A 16158-nucleotide genomic window follows, 5' to 3' on the forward strand; every position below is an offset into this window, starting at 1 on the left:
GAATTTTGGCCTATGAGGGAAACGGAAATGAGCGCCTTTAACAAATATGCTGCATTGAGCGCAGCACTTTTTTGCCTGGGGGCCGCTCCGGCCCATGCCGCGGACATTCAGGAAGTGCCAGTCGTCGAGGTACAGCAATTCGGTGGCTGGTATCTGCGCGGCGATCTCGGTATGAGCAACCAGCGATTGAAAGGCCTTAGCTACTCAGCTTTTTCTGGCCCTGAGGATTTCGGTTGGAACAATGATGGCGAGTTTGACGCCGGGATGACTGGCCAGCTCGGCGTCGGGTATCAGTTCAATGATTGGCTTCGTGCGGATGTGACTGCGCAGTATCGTGGGAAAACCAGGTTCGATGCGCAGGATTATTACGATACAGATGGTATTCCTGGCGGCGGTGATAATGGTACGAACGATTACCGTGCCAAGAAGTCGGAATGGCTGTTTCTGGCTAACGCCTATGCGGATCTTGGAACCTATGCGGGTATAACTCCCTATCTCGGTGCCGGTATCGGCGCATCGCGCAACACAATCTCCGGATTCAGAGATGTAAATAACGTGACTGGTGGCGGTGGTTATGCTGGCAGCGAATCGGAATGGAACCTTGCCTGGGCTCTGCATGCCGGTGTTGGTATCAAGGCGACGGATCGTATGACAATTGACCTTGGTTACAGCTATGTCGATCTTGGCGATGCCAAGACAGGGACGTTCTACAATGATAACGGTTCCCATCGTAATGAGTCCGTGAAGTTCAAGGATATTACCTCGCATGACTTCAAGCTCGGCGTGCGTTACGCATTCTGATACGCTGATGAAACTAATAAAGCGGCGAGCCATTGGTTTCGCCGCTTTGGCTTTTTGTGTCGCACGCAAACATATTTCTTGACTGCACGCGACATTTCTCCTAATTCCCGCAGCGGGCCACCTCTCCCCAACGAGAGGCGAGCTATCTGAGAGGATAGGAGAAAACATGACGACGCTTTCCAAGCCGGTGCAGCGCCCGGCTAACCCTAATTTTTCATCAGGTCCCTGTGCCAAACGTCCCGGCTGGTCGCTACAAGCGCTTGCTGGCGCGCCGCTTGGCCGCTCGCATCGTGCGAAGGTCGGCAAGACCAAGCTGAAACAGGCGATCGATCTTACCCGCGAAATTCTGCAGGTGCCTGCTGACTACCGTATCGGCATCGTTCCTGCTTCTGATACCGGTGCCGTTGAGATGGCGCTTTGGTCGCTGCTCGGTGAGCGCGGTGTTGACATGGTAACTTGGGAAAGTTTTGGTGCTGGCTGGGTCACAGATGTTGTGAAGCAGTTGAAGCTCGCCGATACCCGCCTTATCGAGGCAGGTTACGGCGAATTGCCCGATCTTTCTAAGGTGGATTTTGATCGCGATGTGGTCTTCACCTGGAACGGTACGACCTCCGGCGTGCGTGTGCCAAATGGCGATTTCATTCCCGCCGACCGCAAGGGCCTGACAATTTGTGACGCAACATCGGCTGCCTTTGCGCAGCGTCTGGACTTTGACAAGCTCGATGTCGTGACGTTTTCGTGGCAAAAAGTGCTCGGCGGCGAGGGCGCACACGGCATGCTTATTTTGAGCCCCCGTGCGGTAGAGCGTCTTGAAACCTACAAGCCAGGATGGCCTCTGCCAAAGATTTTCCGTCTCACATCTGGCGGCAAGCTGATCGAAGGAATTTTTGTCGGCGAAACGATCAATACACCTTCTATGCTCTGCGTTGAGGACTATCTCGACGCGCTGAACTGGGCAAAGTCCATAGGTGGGATTGATGGCCTGGTTGCCCGCGCCGACGCCAATTTTGCCGTGCTTGATGCCTTCGTTGAAAAGTCGCCTTGGCTCGGCAATCTTGCCGTTGTTCCGTCGACACGCTCCAACACTTCAGTTTGCCTGACGATTGTCGATCCCGAGATTACAGCTCTTGGCCCAGATGCTCAGGCAGCCTTTGCCAAAAATCTAGTAACTGCGCTGGAAAAAGAGGGCGTTGCCTTCGATATTGGAGCTTATCGCGATGCGCCTTCCGGTCTTCGCATATGGGCCGGTGCGACGGTGGAAGCTTCGGATCTCCAAGCTTTGACATTGTGGCTCGATTGGGCCTTTCAGACACAAAAAGCCGCATTGAAGCAGGCAGCCTGATTCATTCAGTGGTGGCCGCGACCATGCGGCCATTCTCATTCAATCATTGATTTTAAGATGGAGGCCATCATGGCACCACGCGTACTCGTATCCGACAAGCTTTCTCCAACTGCCGTGCAAATATTCAAGGATCGCGGCGTCGAAGTCGATTACCTCCCTGATCTTGGCAAGGACAAAGACAAGTTACTTGAAGTCATTGCCCAGTATGACGGACTTGCCATTCGCTCCGCGACAAAGGTTACGGAGAAGCTTATCGCTGCCGCAACAAACCTTAAGGTCATTGGACGCGCTGGTATTGGTGTCGACAATGTGGACATTCCGGCGGCATCGCGCCGCGGTATCATCGTCATGAATACGCCGTTCGGTAACTCGATTACAACAGCTGAACATGCCGTCGCGCTGATGTTCGCTGTTGCTCGCGAATTGCCGGAAGCCGATGCATCGACACGGGCGGGCAAGTGGGAAAAGAACCGCTTCATGGGTACCGAGATTACCGGAAAGACCCTTGGTGTTATTGGCTGCGGTAATATCGGTTCGATTGTTGCCACCCGTGGCGTTGGTCTGAAAATGCATGTCGTGGCGTTCGATCCGTTTCTTTCGGAAGGCCGCGCCGAGGAACTGGGTGTCGAGAAAGTTGAGTTGGATGAGCTTCTGGCTCGTGCAGATTTCATCAGCCTGCACACGCCGATGACAGACAAGACTCGCGGCATTATCAATGCCGATGCTATTGCCAAGATGAAAGATGGCGTTCGCATTATCAATTGCGCGCGTGGCGGCTTGATCGTCGAGAAGGATCTTGTTGCGGCATTGAAGTCCGGCAAGGTTGCCGGTGCCGGTATCGACGTTTTCGAAGTCGAGCCCGCCAATGAAAATGAACTATTCCACCTTCCCAATGTTGTTTGCACGCCGCATCTTGGTGCATCCACCAGTGAAGCGCAGGAGAATGTCGCTTTGCAGGTTGCCGAACAGATGTCGGACTATCTGGTCAAGGGCGCAGTATCGAACGCGATAAACATGCCTTCGATTACTGCCGAAGAAGCACCTCGACTCAAGCCATTTGTCAAACTGGCGGAAGTATTGGGCGCGTTTGTTGGCCAGGTTACAGAGGAGCCTATCGAAGAAGTGGAAGTTCTTTTCGATGGCTCAACAGCTGCAATGAACACGCGTGCGCTCATCAGCGCGGCTCTGGCGGGCTTGATTCGCCCACAGGTCGCCGATGTGAACATGGTTTCGGCACCGATTATGGTGAAAGAGCGCGGCATTGTGTTGTCTGAAGTGCGCCGCGACAAGTCCGGTGTCTTCGATGGCTATATAAAGCTCACGGTTAAAACCGCTTCGCTGACACGCTCGATTGCCGGAACCTGTTTCTCCGACGGCAAGCCCAGGTTTATCCAGATCAAGGGAATCAACCTTGACGCGGAAGTTGGTCAACACATGCTCTATACAACCAACAATGACACGCCTGGTATGATCGGTACGCTGGGAACCATTTGCGGCAGGAACGCAGTCAACATCGCGAACTTTTCGCTTGGTCGTGATCATCCGGGCGGCAATGCGATCGCTTTGCTTTATCTTGACGAACGAATTCCAGATGCAGTTTTGCAAGAGCTGATTGATAATAAAGCGATTGTTTCGGCTAAGCCGCTGGAGTTCGACGTTTCCTGATTGTAGAAGCCACTTATGGTAGCTGGTTTACAAATATTGCGATGGCGTCCGATGGAAGCGAGTGATCTCGCCGCCGTCAGCGCCATGGCAAATATTATCCATACGGATTTCTTCGAGGCGGATGCTGTTTATCAGGAGCGTCTCCGGCTTTATCCAGATGGATGTCATGTCCTGCAGGATCGTGAAGGGAGCTTGATCGGCTATGCAATCACCCATCCATGGCTTCTCTACACAATGCCAGCGCTCAACAGCCTGCTGGATCAATTACCCAACAATCCCATGACTTATTATCTCCACGACATAGCTTTGATGCCTGAATCCCGAGGCACCGGCGCCGCGCGTGAGATCGTATCCATTCTCGCGGATCACGCCCAAGGGTCAGGCTTATCAACAATGTCACTTGTTGCGGTGAATGGCTCGACCGGTTTCTGGAAGAAGCAGGGTTTCGAGCCAAATGATCGACCTGAGTTGGAAGAAAAGCTCCGGACCTACTCGGATGATGCGCGTTTCATGATGCGGCGTCTGCGCTGACGCCCGCATGTTTGCGGCCACTAAGCTCCGCTATCCATATGCCGCCAAGAACGAGTATGAGAGCCACCGCATGATATAGCTGGAATGTTTCGCTGAGAAGGAATACTGCCAGAAACGTGCCAAATATTGGCACGGCATTTATAAAAAGACCGGCGCGATTGGCACCAATATACTCGACACCCTTGATGAAAAGCACCTGTGCGACGATGGAAGGCAGCACAGCTGTATAAATCACCACAATCCAGCCCGTCATATCCGGAACCCTAGCTGCCCCCGTCCTCCATTCCCAGATTGCAAATGGAATTGCTGTCAGGAAGGCAAAAAAGGTCATTGCAGCCATCAGGCTTTGCCAGTTTAGTTCCGGGCGAAAACGTAGCGCCACTGTATAACCGCTATAAACAAGGATGGCGATCAACATCAGGGCATCCCCCAGATTGACCTCCAATCCTGATAAGCTTGCAAGGTCGCCATGACCAGCCGTCAACGCAACACCGACGAGTGAAAGGCTAAAGCCCAGCACTTGGCCAGAGCGAACACGTGTTCCGAACAAGAGAAGATTGGCAACAAAGATCACCATCGGGATGCCTGCCTGTTCAATGGTGACGTTGATTGCAGAGGTGTAGTTCAGCGCGCTGTAGAGAGCCATATTGAAGAAAGTAAACCCGAAAGCCCCCAGTGCCGCCAGCAAAGGTAAGTGTTTTCGCAAAACAGGCCAATCAAGCCGCAACTGGCGGTTGCTAATCATGACCACAATCAGGAAAGCAAAAAGCCAGCGCAGCACGGTCAAAAGCATAGGAGAAATATGTCCGACGGCAAATTTCCCAGCAACTGCATTGCCGCCCCACAAGAAAGCGGTGATTAAAAGATAGATATAGGCGGTGCGATGCATGAGATCAGCTTTTCTGTTTGCGCAATTGCTACAACCGTTCAGTGCGACATTAGGTTTATTCGTCACAAAAGGCCAAATAGTCGCTCACAAAACGTAAAGAATAGTCGCGCTTTTTCAAACCAACCTGTATAGAAGCACCGCATTTAAGCAAAATGCGTTGTTAGGATTCGACTCAAGGAGTTTTGAATGGCAAACGTTGTCGTAATCGGTTCGCAATGGGGTGACGAAGGCAAGGGCAAGATTGTCGATTGGCTTTCAGAGCGGGCTGATGTCATCGTTCGCTTTCAGGGTGGCCATAATGCCGGTCATACTCTCGTCGTCGATGGCGTAACCTACAAGCTTTCTCTTCTGCCCTCCGGCGTTGTCCGTTCGGGCAAGCTTTCCATTATCGGGAATGGCGTCGTTTTCGATCCCCATGCTTTCATCGCCGAGAAAAATCGTCTTGAATCGCAGGGTGTTAAAATTACACCTGAGACGCTGAAGATCGCCGAGAATACAACACTGATCCTTTCCATTCATGGTGAATTGGACAGGCAACGTGAGGCATCCAATTCCGGGACAAAGATCGGCACAACGGGACGGGGCATTGGGCCGGCCTATGAGGATAAGGTTGGGCGGCGGGCTATTCACGTCCTTGATCTCGCTGACCCTGATACGCTGCCTGCAAAGATCGAACGCCTGCTGGCTCATCATAACCCGTTGCGCCGTGGCCTTGGTATTGAAGAAGTTGACGGTGCAAAGCTTTTGGCCGAATTGAATGATGCCGCGCCGCATATTCTGCCATTCATGGACCGTGTCTGGTACGTGCTTGATCAAAAGAAGCGCGCGGGCGAACGGATACTTTTTGAAGGTGCGCAGGGAACGCTCCTTGATATTGATCATGGGACTTATCCATTCGTTACTTCGTCCAATACCGTTGCTGGCCAAGCTTCGGCTGGTTCGGGCATCGGGCCCGGTTCACTGCATTATGTGCTGGGAATCACAAAGGCCTACACCACTCGTGTAGGTGAGGGGCCATTTCCGACAGAGCAGCAAAATGAGGTAGGCGAATTCCTCGGTCAGCGCGGCCATGAATTCGGCGTGGTCACAGGGCGCAAGCGGCGTTGCGGATGGTTCGACGCGGTTCTGGTTCGTCAGGCTGTCGCAAATAATGGTATCACCGGTATCGCACTTACCAAACTCGACGTTCTCGACGGTCTCGACGAGATCAAGGTTTGTACTGGTTATGAACTTGATGGCGAGGTTCTTGACTATCTTCCAGCAGGCCAAGGCCAGCAGGCACGCGTCAAGCCAATCTATGAAACACTGGAAGGCTGGAAGGATACCACTGCGGGTGCTCGCAGTTGGAGTGAACTGCCTGCACAGGCAATAAAATATGTTCGCTACGTGGAAGAATTGATCGGTGCGCCAATCGCACTTTTGTCAACCAGCCCGGAACGGGACGATACGATACTTGTTACCGATCCGTTTCATGATTAGAGTCGTCCGGGTGACTTGAGGTTAATCTCACAACAAAACCATGGGTTTGGGTGAATGGCAGATTTCGTTGCAGTATTGAGAAAGACAATTGACGGGCTTGCGGATCCAAATCCCGAGCTCCGTCAACGTGTATATGCAAAAGCTCGCGCAACGATCGAGCAAAAACTTGTTACATTGAATGCGCCTGAAGCCGTGTCCAAGCGTCAGATCGCTGCACTTGATGATGCCATTGCTGAGGTGGAAGCCAGTTTTGTACCGGTGGCAGAAGACGTAGTAACCGTTCCAGAGCCGCTGCCCGTTGCCCCGCCCCCACCTGTTCCTAATGTGGTTGCACCGCCAACCATTGCAAAAACAGAGCACGCATCAGCCACGTGGTCAAAAAGCGAGCCGGTAGCCACGTCACCGGCATTTACGCCGATTGAATCGCAACCCGACGCTCTTGAAGATTTCCTCTTGGGCAATGACAAGGATAAGCCGAACGCCGATTTCGAAGAAGAGAATTTTTCAGCAGGCGCACCGGTGCATTCGAACCTGTCGGGCGATGAGATTGACGATAAAGAACTTGACGTCGGCGCTACTGATGATTCGCGTAACGATTATGGGGTCTATACCCGAGGACCGCTGAAGCAACGCGAGCCGAAGCGATCTCTTATGCCGCTCTTGAGCATAATTGGTTTGCTCCTTGTCGTCGCAGGGGTAGCTTATGCGGGCTACACTTGGCGGGACGATATCTCGAAGCAGGCAAGTGCTGCTAAAGATTACATTGCCAGCCTGGTGACCAGTGAGCCCGAAACAGCCACGAAGCCGGCTGAGACTGCAACCAATCAAGCTGCGCCCCAGCAGCCTGCCAAACCAGCGCAGCCGACCGCAACGCCCAATGCGACTGAGCCGGAGGGTGAACCAAAACTCACCCAGAGGCTGTTACCCGATGGGCAGGAAATAGATCCGGGCCGTGCCAATGACACTCCATCAGTGGGGGAGGGTACGTCTGTAGCGACGTCTACCTCTGATCCGACGGCGCAATCTGAAACGCCTGACCAGCAGGCTGGTCAGGCCCAACCTCCGGCAGCTTTGCCAATCGGCCAGAAGGCGTTCTTCTACGAGGAACGATCCGGTCAGGATGCACAAAGGCGCGAAGAGGGCGGTGTTGTTTGGTCCGTGGTGCAGGAATCTCCCGGTAATGACCTGCCGCCAGAACCTGCAATTCGCGCTGAAGTGACGATTCCGGAACTTGCAATCAAGCTGCGCATGCTTATCCGCCGCAATGGTGACAAGACCTTGCCTGCCAGTCATTTGATCGAGATGATTTTCACGGTGCCTGAGGGGTTTGCCGGTGGTTCTATCGATAATGTTTCGCGCATGACGTTCAAGGACAGGGAAGAAGCGCCAGGCAGCCCGCTCGTTGCCATTCCAGCCAAGATCGCCGATAATTTTTTCATTATCGCTATGAATGATGCAAAGACGGCCGTCGATACGAATACTTCGCTTATGCGTCGTATGTCCTGGATCGATATTCCAATCGCTTACAAGACTGGTCGCCGGGCTCTTATCACCCTTGAAAAGGGATTGCCGGGCGAACGTGCCTTTGATGAAGTGCTCAAATCGTGGGCAACAAAGGTTGGCGGCTAGAGGAAAATTTGCTCTACTATACACATAGAAAAGGCCGCTTCACGCGGCCTTTTCTTCAAATGTATATGCTTGTCAGTGCGTGTCAGCGCCACTGGAAATCAGCGCCTTTTGCTGGCGGGTAGCTGCAGCTTTAACAGCATCCTGAACTTTCTCGAAAGCGCGAACTTCGATCTGCCGGACACGCTCGCGGCTAATACCGAACTCGGTCGACAAATCTTCAAGCGTAATAGGATCATCTGACAGTCGACGAGCTTCGAAAATGCGGCGTTCGCGATCATTCAGAGACGACATTGCCCCGGTGAGCATCTCGCGGCGGTTTTCCAGCTCGTCCTGTTCGATGAGCATGGTTTCAGCACTGTCGTGATCATCCACCAGCCAATCCTGCCAGTCGCCACCAGCTTCGCCATCCGAAGACCGGATTGGCGCATTGAGTGACGCATCGCCGGAAAGGCGACGATTCATCGAAATCACCTCATCCTCAGATACGCTCAGACGGGTTGCGATTTCCTTGACCTGTTCAGGGTTCAGATCGCCATCATCCAGCGCCTGAATCTTGCTCTTTACCTTGCGCAGGTTGAAGAACAGGCGTTTTTGATTGGCGGTCGTTCCCATTTTGACCAGGCTCCAGGAGCGCAGGACATATTCCTGAATGGAAGCTTTAATCCACCACATGGCGTACGTCGCCAGTCGGAAGCCGCGTTCCGGTTCGAAGCGTTTGACTGCCTGCATCAGGCCAACATTGCCCTCGGAGATGACTTCGCCAATTGGCAGACCATAGCCACGATAACCCATTGCAATTTTTGCAACGAGGCGCAGATGGCTGGTTACCAGCTTATGGGCGGCTTTTGCATCAGTATGCTCAAGATACCGCTTGGCGAGCATGTACTCTTCCTGCGGTTCAAGCATTGGAAACTTGCGGATTTCTTCTAGGTAACGGGTAAGTCCGCCGTCACCGCCTAGAATACTTGGAAGATTTTGGGCCACAGAGCACCCCTCCTCATTTTGAAATGAACCTCCATTATCGGCAGGTTCGCAGCAACCACCCGCCCAAAAACATTGGCGCGAGCAGATTAATGCTATGCATATATAGGTATCATTTTGTCAAAAACACGGTGCATTTCGTCATGAAACAAAGCGTCACATAAATGTGAACGATCGTGTCATGTTCATATATTTTTTGTAAACGCGCCAAAGAGCGAACGGTTCCCTATAATCTGTATCCCCGGAACGCCTCAAGCAGTTCGGCCATATCACTCGGGAGCGGGGCTTCAAAGCGCATGAGGTCGCCGGTTACAGGGTGCTCAAATGCCAAAAGCCGTGCATGCAATGCCTGACGATTGAAACCTTTGACAATAGATTGCAGTGGCTCCTCAAACTTATTTGCCTTGGTTTTATACGCACCGCCATATTCCATATCACCGACCAGAGGATGGCCGATATGGGTCATATGTACGCGAATCTGATGGGTTCTCCCGGTCTCAAGCTGGCATTCGATCAGCGATGCAAGCGCAGTTGAATCGTCGCGAGCGCCAAAGCGTTCAAGCACTTCAAAATGCGTGACAGCATGCCGAGCATCCTCCCGCTCTTCATGAACGATGGCCTGTTTGGTCCGATCACGATGTGAGCGGCCAAGATGCGCGTCTATCGTACCTGTCGTTCTGTCAGGCGTACCCCAGACCATCGCCAGATAAGCGCGTTCAAGGTCTCCGGTGCGACCATGATCGGCGAACTGCGCGCTCAAATGCCGGTGTGCAAGATCGTTTTTCGCGACAACGATGACGCCGCTGGTTTCTTTGTCGAGGCGGTGAACAATGCCAGGTCGTTTCACGCCGCCAATACCCGACAGCGTATCGCCGCAATGATGAATCAGCGCATTGACGAGTGTGCCGGTCCAGTTTCCGTTGCCGGGATGGACCACAAGACCAGCCGGCTTGTTGATGACGATCAGGTCGGTATCTTCATAAAGAATGTCCAGCGGGATATCTTCACCGAGCGGCGTTGCATCTTCCGCGTCCGGAATGATGATCTCGATGCTCATTCCATCGCGAAGCTTGTATTTGGTCTCACTGATGACTTTGCCATCAATAGTCACCTGACCGCTAACTATCAGCGCCTGAATACGATTTCGCGAAAGGTCGGGCGCCAGTTGAGCGGACAACCAAGCGTCGAGACGCTTGCCTGTAGCGTCGATATCGGTAATTAGCGCTTTCAAAAATCTGGTCCCTTCGTTACACAGGCCTACCGCGCCGCGTCCGCTGATAGCAGGATGTGGCAGCGCGTTTTAACTTCGGAGATGCCTTGCATGGCAAATATAAATCCAGACCTGGATGGCGACGAACAGCCACTCGACCCGGCAATGGAGCGGGTTCGCCGCAAGATGATCCGGCTATTGGCTGTGTCCATCGGCATTATGGTCATTGGTCTTATGGCGGTGCTTGCAGCCATTGTCTACAAGATTAACCAGCCGGTGACAGATGTTGCGATCGCGCCGAGTGTTATTTCTCCGGGCCAGCCTATTGGGGAGGCACTGGCAGGCGAGTCGATAACGCTGGAACCCGGCGCCCGGATATTGTCGCATAACCTTGCTGACAATACGCTTTCGCTGGAAACCAGACTGGCCAATGGTACGCGGCAAATCCTGATTTACGATGTGGCAACCAAGCGCGTAGTCGCCCGCATTGCCGAAGCAGCCGATAATTAGGCAATCGAGTGCGATGGCGTGAAATGACCATTGCACTTTTCACCTGCCTTGATTATACCCGCCAGATTGACTGCGATGCGCCCATCGTCTAGCGGTTAGGACGGCGCCCTCTCACGGCGCAAACAGGGGTTCGATTCCCCTTGGGCGTACCAACTGAATCAATAACTTAGCAGTATCTGGCAAAACTTCATCAAATAAGCATCCAATATCACCCCTGTGGACGAGCATGGATTGCTGCGGAAATCGGCGCTGAGTTCATGTGCATTACATCGTACCGCGTCCACAGTTCTAAGAAGTCTCTGCAAATCCTTGTAAATTCCTATGTACGCGTAACATATTATCAGATTCCTCACGTCTATGGAAATGCGGGTAGGCTGGTACGATTCACCCCTGTAATAATTGCTTCCCAAGACCAAAAATCACAATTGGTTGACGCGTCACTTTTAAGTTGAAATTATACACATCGATGTGTATAACGCACATATGAAGAGTGGTGATGTAATCAGCAAGCTTGAAAAAGATGGTTGGTACAAGGTTGCGACCAGAGGAAGCCACATTCAGTTTAAGCACCCCACAAAACCGGGACGTGTCACCGTACCTCACCCTAAACGTGACATTCCTATAGGGACTCTTCGTAGCATAGAAAAACAATCAGGGTTGGATTTGAGGTAGCGCGATGCGTCAATATATTGGACTCATTCACAAAGAAGCAGAGAGCGATTACGGCGTTTCGTTTCCGGATTTTCCTGGCGTTGTGACAGTGGGGATTTCCTTGGACGACGCTCGTAGTATGGCTGAAGAAGCGCTTTCATTTCATATAGACGGGTTGGTTGAGGATGGCGAAGCTATTCCCGAACCAGCATCGTTAGAAGAAGTAATGGCGGACGCCAATAACCGTGACGGCGTAGCTATTTTGGTTTCCGTAAAAACCGAAGCCAAAAAGGCCGTGCGCGTAAATGTTACGCTGCCTGAAGATGTCTTGCAGCAGATTGATAGTTTTGCGGAGTCCCACGGTTTTACGCGATCCGGTTTTCTAGCAAAAGCTGCAAAGCAAGTTATGGAGTTGGAAGCTGCTTAAAACTACTCTAAACCCGAATTGAGCATGACTCTTCGGGCTTAGCCTCTCCCGTGAAATTGCCGCCAGATACCGACCGGTTGGCCCTGTGAAATCCGGACAGGGGTTCGATTCCCCTTGGGCGTACCAAATCATCCGTCTTGTTGTGGTTTCTTAGATCAGCGGCGAAATACGCCCTTGCTGGACTTGCTCATCGACCCAATGCTGCTCATTTCCCCAGGAATGCCTTTTCCAGCCTTGCCAGCTGAAGCCACAAAACTCAACTTGTGTCGAATCTGTCCTGAGAGTTTCAATTGCATAACGCATGGCCAACAAGCCTGAGCTTGGAAAAACCTTGCTGAGACTGTCTGTAGAGATATCAAGAATCTGGCAGGTCTCGTAATAGAATTCGGGGGACAGGATGGTTGCCTTTTTTCCTAACCCTTCAATTCTTTTCAATGTTTCTGCCGTCCAGTCAGCCTTGCGTCCCTTCAGGCGGGATAGAAAGTTTGGCCTTGGATGATATTGCCTTACGATTGATGGATGGTAGGGAAGGATGATCTCCAATGCATCTTGCACAAATGGCTCTAGCCAATAGGAGGGCGTTTCCAAGCGTGCCTGCATGGATTTACCTGAATTCATCAGGAACAGAATATCCGTCTTGCTGCCGGTTCGTTCAGGAACGATAATTGCTTCATTGAAGCGGATAACGACGTCAGCACTATCGATGGCGTGAGCCACACCCGCCTCCACAGGTCCGTTGCCAACGATGACAATCCGTTTAAACGGACCTGTAAGCGAACGCGTCATTTCTATTTCTTGACCTGAGCCATACGCGGCTTGGTTTCAAGGCCACTCTTGTAGAGATTGTTTCGATCAAGGACCTTAACGTCCCTTTCGCCACATAGGGCCATCGTAATATCGAGCTCTTTGCGGATAATCTCCAATGCTTCCGTCACGCCAGCCTTGCCGCCTGCGCCCAGACCATAGAGAAAAGCGCGGCCAATGAAAGTGCCTTTGGCGCCAATGGCCAGTGCCTTCAGGACGTCCTGACCGGAACGAATACCGCCATCGAACAGCACCTCTATCTTGTCGCCGACAGCATCGACGATTTCGGCAAGCACGGAAATGGACGAGGGGGCGCCATCCAATTGCCGCCCGCCATGATTGGAAACGATGATTGCGTCAGCCCCTGTCGCCGCTGCGATTTTGGCATCTTCAACGTCAAGAATACCCTTGATAATGAGCTTGCCACCCCACCGTTCCTTAATCCAGGCCACGTCATTCCAAGACAGGCGAGGGTCAAACTGTTCGGCTGTCCACACACCGAGCGATGCCATATTCTCCACGCCCTTGACGTGACCGATAATGTTGCCGAAACCACGGCGTTTCGTTTTCAGCATGCCCATGCACCATTGCGGGCGCGTCATCATCTGCCAAAGAAATGCCGGCGTCATTTTGGGCGGCGCAGACAGGCCATTGCGTATGTCCTTGTGGCGCTGACCAAGAATTTGAAGATCGAGTGTCAGAACCAGAGCAGAACATTTGGCGGCCTTGGCGCGTTCGATCAAGTTGTAGATGAATTCCCGGTCCCGCATGACATAGAGCTGAAACCAGAAAGGTTTCTTGGTGACTGACGCGACATCCTCAATGGAACAGATGCTCATGGTGGAAAGAGTAAACGGCACACCGAATTCTTCTGCCGCCTGGGCTGCGAGCATTTCGCCATCCGCGTGTTGCATCCCGGTCAGGCCTGTCGGCGCCAATGCAACAGGCATTGAAACGGTCTGGCCCACCATTGTGGTCTCCAAGGTCCGCTCAGTCATGTCGACAGCAACACGCTGGCGCAACTGAATCTTGGCAAAATCTTCCTCGTTGGCGCGGTAGGTGCTTTCGGTCCAGGCACCGGAGTCGGCATAGTCAAAGAACATCTTTGGAACACGGCGCTGCGCGACTTTTTTCAGATCAGCTATTTCAAGATTTTTTGCCATATTCTTCCCGCTATGGTTGTTGTGCCTGTTTTCATACGAATGACCTGTTGAGGCAAGGCCTTATCAGTAGCAATCATATACGAGCGGACACTTCACGAGTAAATGGTTTGGCATTGCGTTCGAAACATCGTTATGTTCGGTTTGCTCTTCACACATGATCCATAGGACTCGCTCTCATGCCAAAACAACCCCTTCTCGTTCTCGGACCGCTTATGCCCTATCTCATTGAACAGTTAGGCAAAAAGTATGAGATTGAAAAGCTGTATGAGGAGAAGGATGCGCTTGGATTTCTGGAAGCAAATGCGGGGCGTTTTGAAGCGGCCGTGACGAGCACATTTACAGGCCTGAAGGCGGATATGATCGACCTTCTGACTGCCGTGAAAATTGTTTCGTCATTTGGTGTCGGCACCGACTCTCTCGATGTAGCCTATGCCAACACGAAAGGCATAAAAATTGCCAATACACCAGATGTCCTCAATGAAGACACCGCAAATATGGCGATCACACTTCTGCTGGCCTCTACAAGAGATATTGTTGCCAATGACCGTTTTGTGCGGGAAGGCCGGTGGGCAAAGGGTGAATCTGCTCCATTGGCGCTCGGCATTGAAGGCAAGAAGGTTGGACTTGTCGGGCTGGGACGCATTGGGAGTGTTATCGCAGACAAGCTTTTGGCTTTTGGCTGCGATGTCGTTTATCACACGCGCAACAAGAAGCCTGGCGTTTCATTCAAGCATTATGACAATCTGGTCGAGATGGCCGGTGACTGTGCAGCATTGATTGCCATTCTGCCAGGCGGTGATGCAACACAGGGTGTCATTTCCCGTGAGGTTTTGCAGGCACTCGGGCCACAAGGGACGTTCATCAATGTTGCTCGCGGAACAGTCGTCGATGAAGTTGCGCTGGTTGAATTGTTGAAGTCGAAGAAACTCGGACGTGCCGGACTTGACGTTTTTGTTGACGAGCCCAATGTCCCTACCGAGTTGTTCGCCTTGGACAATGTGGTGCTGCAGCCGCATATGGGCAGCGCTACAGTAGAGACACGCAAGGCCATGGCTGATCGCGTTGTCTCCAATCTCGATGATTATTTCGCGGCCAAATAGCCGCGAAACACTTCCATTTGAGGAACGACTTTAGCCGAAGACCACGGTCTTATGACCATTGAGCATAACGCGCGATTCAAGATGTTTCTTGACTGCGCGTGCCAGAACGCGGCTTTCGATATCGCGACCAGTGGCCACGAAATCTTCGGCGCTCATAGCGTGGGTAACGCGTTCAGTTTCTTGCTCAATAATGGGGCCTTCATCAAGGTCCGGGGTTACGTAATGCGCTGTTGCACCAATCAGCTTCACACCACGCTCGAAGGCCTGGTGATAAGGCTTTGCGCCTTTGAAGCTTGGCAGGAAGGAGTGATGAATATTGATCACCTTGCCAAACAGACGCTTTGACAGATTGTCGGAAAGAACCTGCATATAACGGGCAAGGATCACAAGATCAGCGCCTGTATCCTTGACGATTTTAAGTAGCGCATCTTCCTGCTCTTTCTTGTTGTCTTTTGAGACAGGAAGCACATGATACGGGATGCCCTCGTGTTCGGCAAAGCGTCGGCTGTCCTCATGATTGGAGACAATCGCCGCAACCTCCGCATCCAGCCAACCAACTTTGATCTGGTAAATCAGGTGCAGCAAAGCATGGTCAAAACGCGAGACCATGATAATAATTCGCGGCTTCTTCGACTGGTCGATGAGGCTGGTCTTCATATCGAAGCGAGAAACGGCTGGTTTCAATGCGCGCTCTACATCGTCCTTGGACGTACCCTCGGCAGCGGTAAATGCAATGCGCATGAAAAAACGATTGGTCTGGCGATCCCAGAACTGATTGCTTTCGGCAATGTTGGCATCCATGCCTGCCAGTTCGGTCGTTACCGAGGCAACAATTCCTGGGCGGTCTTCGCAGGTAAGCGTCAGGACATAATTCTGGTCTGGCATGGGAACTCCGTCTGTCGTCATTCAATTATCATGGCAATTGTGCGGGATCATAGGGGGCACTGCTCAAATGCGTCGACACAAAAACGAAGTG

The 16158-nt window shown here is 52.3% G+C and carries 16 protein-coding genes and 1 tRNA gene; 11 read left to right on the plus strand and 6 right to left on the minus strand.

Going from position 1 to position 16158, the window contains the following annotated elements; translation table 11 throughout:
• The first annotated feature begins 27 nt into the window (after positions 1-27).
• The 4 genes from ACYJL1_RS04310 (at position 28) to ACYJL1_RS04325 (ending at position 4339) form a co-directional block, all read left to right on the plus strand.
• Positions 28-801: an outer membrane protein gene (locus tag ACYJL1_RS04310; RefSeq protein WP_460897191.1), complete on the plus strand. Its 774-nt coding sequence runs from the start codon at positions 28-30 to the stop codon at positions 799-801.
• Positions 802-967: 166 nt separating this feature from the next.
• Positions 968-2143, plus strand: coding sequence for a phosphoserine transaminase (locus ACYJL1_RS04315; RefSeq protein ID WP_460897192.1), 1176 nt, complete (start codon positions 968-970; stop codon positions 2141-2143).
• Between the two features lie 69 nt (positions 2144-2212).
• Positions 2213-3808 carry a phosphoglycerate dehydrogenase gene (gene serA, locus ACYJL1_RS04320; protein WP_460897193.1) on the plus strand — a complete coding sequence of 532 codons (1596 nt, stop codon included), beginning with the start codon at positions 2213-2215 and terminating at the stop codon, positions 3806-3808.
• A gap of 15 nt (positions 3809-3823) precedes the next feature.
• Positions 3824-4339, plus strand: coding sequence for a GNAT family N-acetyltransferase (locus ACYJL1_RS04325; protein ID WP_460897194.1), 516 nt, complete (start codon positions 3824-3826; stop codon positions 4337-4339).
• Here the strand turns inward: ACYJL1_RS04325 and ACYJL1_RS04330 are convergent.
• Positions 4317-5228: a DMT family transporter gene (locus tag ACYJL1_RS04330; RefSeq protein ID WP_460897195.1), complete on the minus strand. Its 912-nt coding sequence runs from the start codon at positions 5226-5228 to the stop codon at positions 4317-4319. The two genes, ACYJL1_RS04325 and ACYJL1_RS04330, sit on opposite strands and share 23 nt — an antisense overlap.
• A gap of 186 nt (positions 5229-5414) precedes the next feature.
• On the opposite strand from ACYJL1_RS04330, the gene ACYJL1_RS04335 reads away from it, so the two are divergent.
• The gene (locus ACYJL1_RS04335; RefSeq protein ID WP_460897196.1) at positions 5415-6707 is read left to right on the plus strand and encodes an adenylosuccinate synthase; all 1293 of its coding nucleotides are present in this window, start codon (positions 5415-5417) and stop codon (positions 6705-6707) included.
• A 54-nt stretch (positions 6708-6761) separates the two neighbouring features.
• The gene (locus ACYJL1_RS04340) at positions 6762-8336 is read left to right on the plus strand and encodes a transcriptional regulator (protein WP_460897197.1); all 1575 of its coding nucleotides are present in this window, start codon (positions 6762-6764) and stop codon (positions 8334-8336) included.
• Positions 8337-8408: 72 nt separating this feature from the next.
• Here the strand turns inward: ACYJL1_RS04340 and rpoH are convergent, their stop codons facing one another.
• Both rpoH and ACYJL1_RS04350 read right to left on the minus strand, forming a co-directional pair.
• Positions 8409-9320 (minus strand): RNA polymerase sigma factor RpoH, encoded by a 912-nt coding sequence (gene rpoH / locus ACYJL1_RS04345; protein WP_460897198.1) that lies wholly within the window; start codon positions 9318-9320, stop codon positions 8409-8411.
• Positions 9321-9543: 223 nt separating this feature from the next.
• Positions 9544-10548: an RluA family pseudouridine synthase gene (locus ACYJL1_RS04350; protein WP_460897199.1), complete on the minus strand. Its 1005-nt coding sequence runs from the start codon at positions 10546-10548 to the stop codon at positions 9544-9546.
• 90 nt (positions 10549-10638) lie between these two features.
• On the opposite strand from ACYJL1_RS04350, the gene ACYJL1_RS04355 reads away from it, so the two are divergent.
• From ACYJL1_RS04355 to ACYJL1_RS04370, 4 genes are all read left to right on the plus strand, one after another.
• Entirely contained in the window at positions 10639-11037 is a 399-nt protein-coding gene (locus ACYJL1_RS04355; protein ID WP_460897200.1) for a fimbrial protein, read from the plus strand.
• A 77-nt stretch (positions 11038-11114) separates the two neighbouring features.
• A tRNA-Glu gene (locus tag ACYJL1_RS04360) sits at positions 11115-11189 on the plus strand.
• Positions 11190-11520: 331 nt separating this feature from the next.
• A complete protein-coding gene (locus ACYJL1_RS04365; protein ID WP_460897201.1) occupies positions 11521-11709 on the plus strand; it encodes a type II toxin-antitoxin system HicA family toxin in 189 nt (62 codons plus the stop codon).
• A gap of 4 nt (positions 11710-11713) precedes the next feature.
• Positions 11714-12115, plus strand: coding sequence for a type II toxin-antitoxin system HicB family antitoxin (locus ACYJL1_RS04370; protein ID WP_460897202.1), 402 nt, complete (start codon positions 11714-11716; stop codon positions 12113-12115).
• 150 nt (positions 12116-12265) lie between these two features.
• Here ACYJL1_RS04370 and ACYJL1_RS04375 read toward each other — a convergent pair whose 3' ends face one another.
• Entirely contained in the window at positions 12266-12901 is a 636-nt protein-coding gene (locus ACYJL1_RS04375; protein WP_460897203.1) for a glycosyltransferase family 29 protein, read from the minus strand.
• A 2-nt stretch (positions 12902-12903) separates the two neighbouring features.
• The gene (locus ACYJL1_RS04380; protein ID WP_460897204.1) at positions 12904-14082 is read right to left on the minus strand and encodes an alpha-hydroxy acid oxidase; all 1179 of its coding nucleotides are present in this window, start codon (positions 14080-14082) and stop codon (positions 12904-12906) included.
• A 176-nt stretch (positions 14083-14258) separates the two neighbouring features.
• Between ACYJL1_RS04380 and ACYJL1_RS04385 the strand changes: the two genes are divergently transcribed.
• Positions 14259-15182: a 2-hydroxyacid dehydrogenase gene (locus ACYJL1_RS04385; protein ID WP_460897205.1), complete on the plus strand. Its 924-nt coding sequence runs from the start codon at positions 14259-14261 to the stop codon at positions 15180-15182.
• 30 nt (positions 15183-15212) lie between these two features.
• Here ACYJL1_RS04385 and purU read toward each other — a convergent pair whose 3' ends face one another.
• Entirely contained in the window at positions 15213-16067 is an 855-nt protein-coding gene (gene purU, locus ACYJL1_RS04390; protein WP_460897933.1) for a formyltetrahydrofolate deformylase, read from the minus strand.
• Between the last annotated feature and the right edge of the window lie 91 nt (positions 16068-16158).

The sequence above is a fragment of the Phyllobacterium sp. K27 genome, from assembly GCF_054796155.1.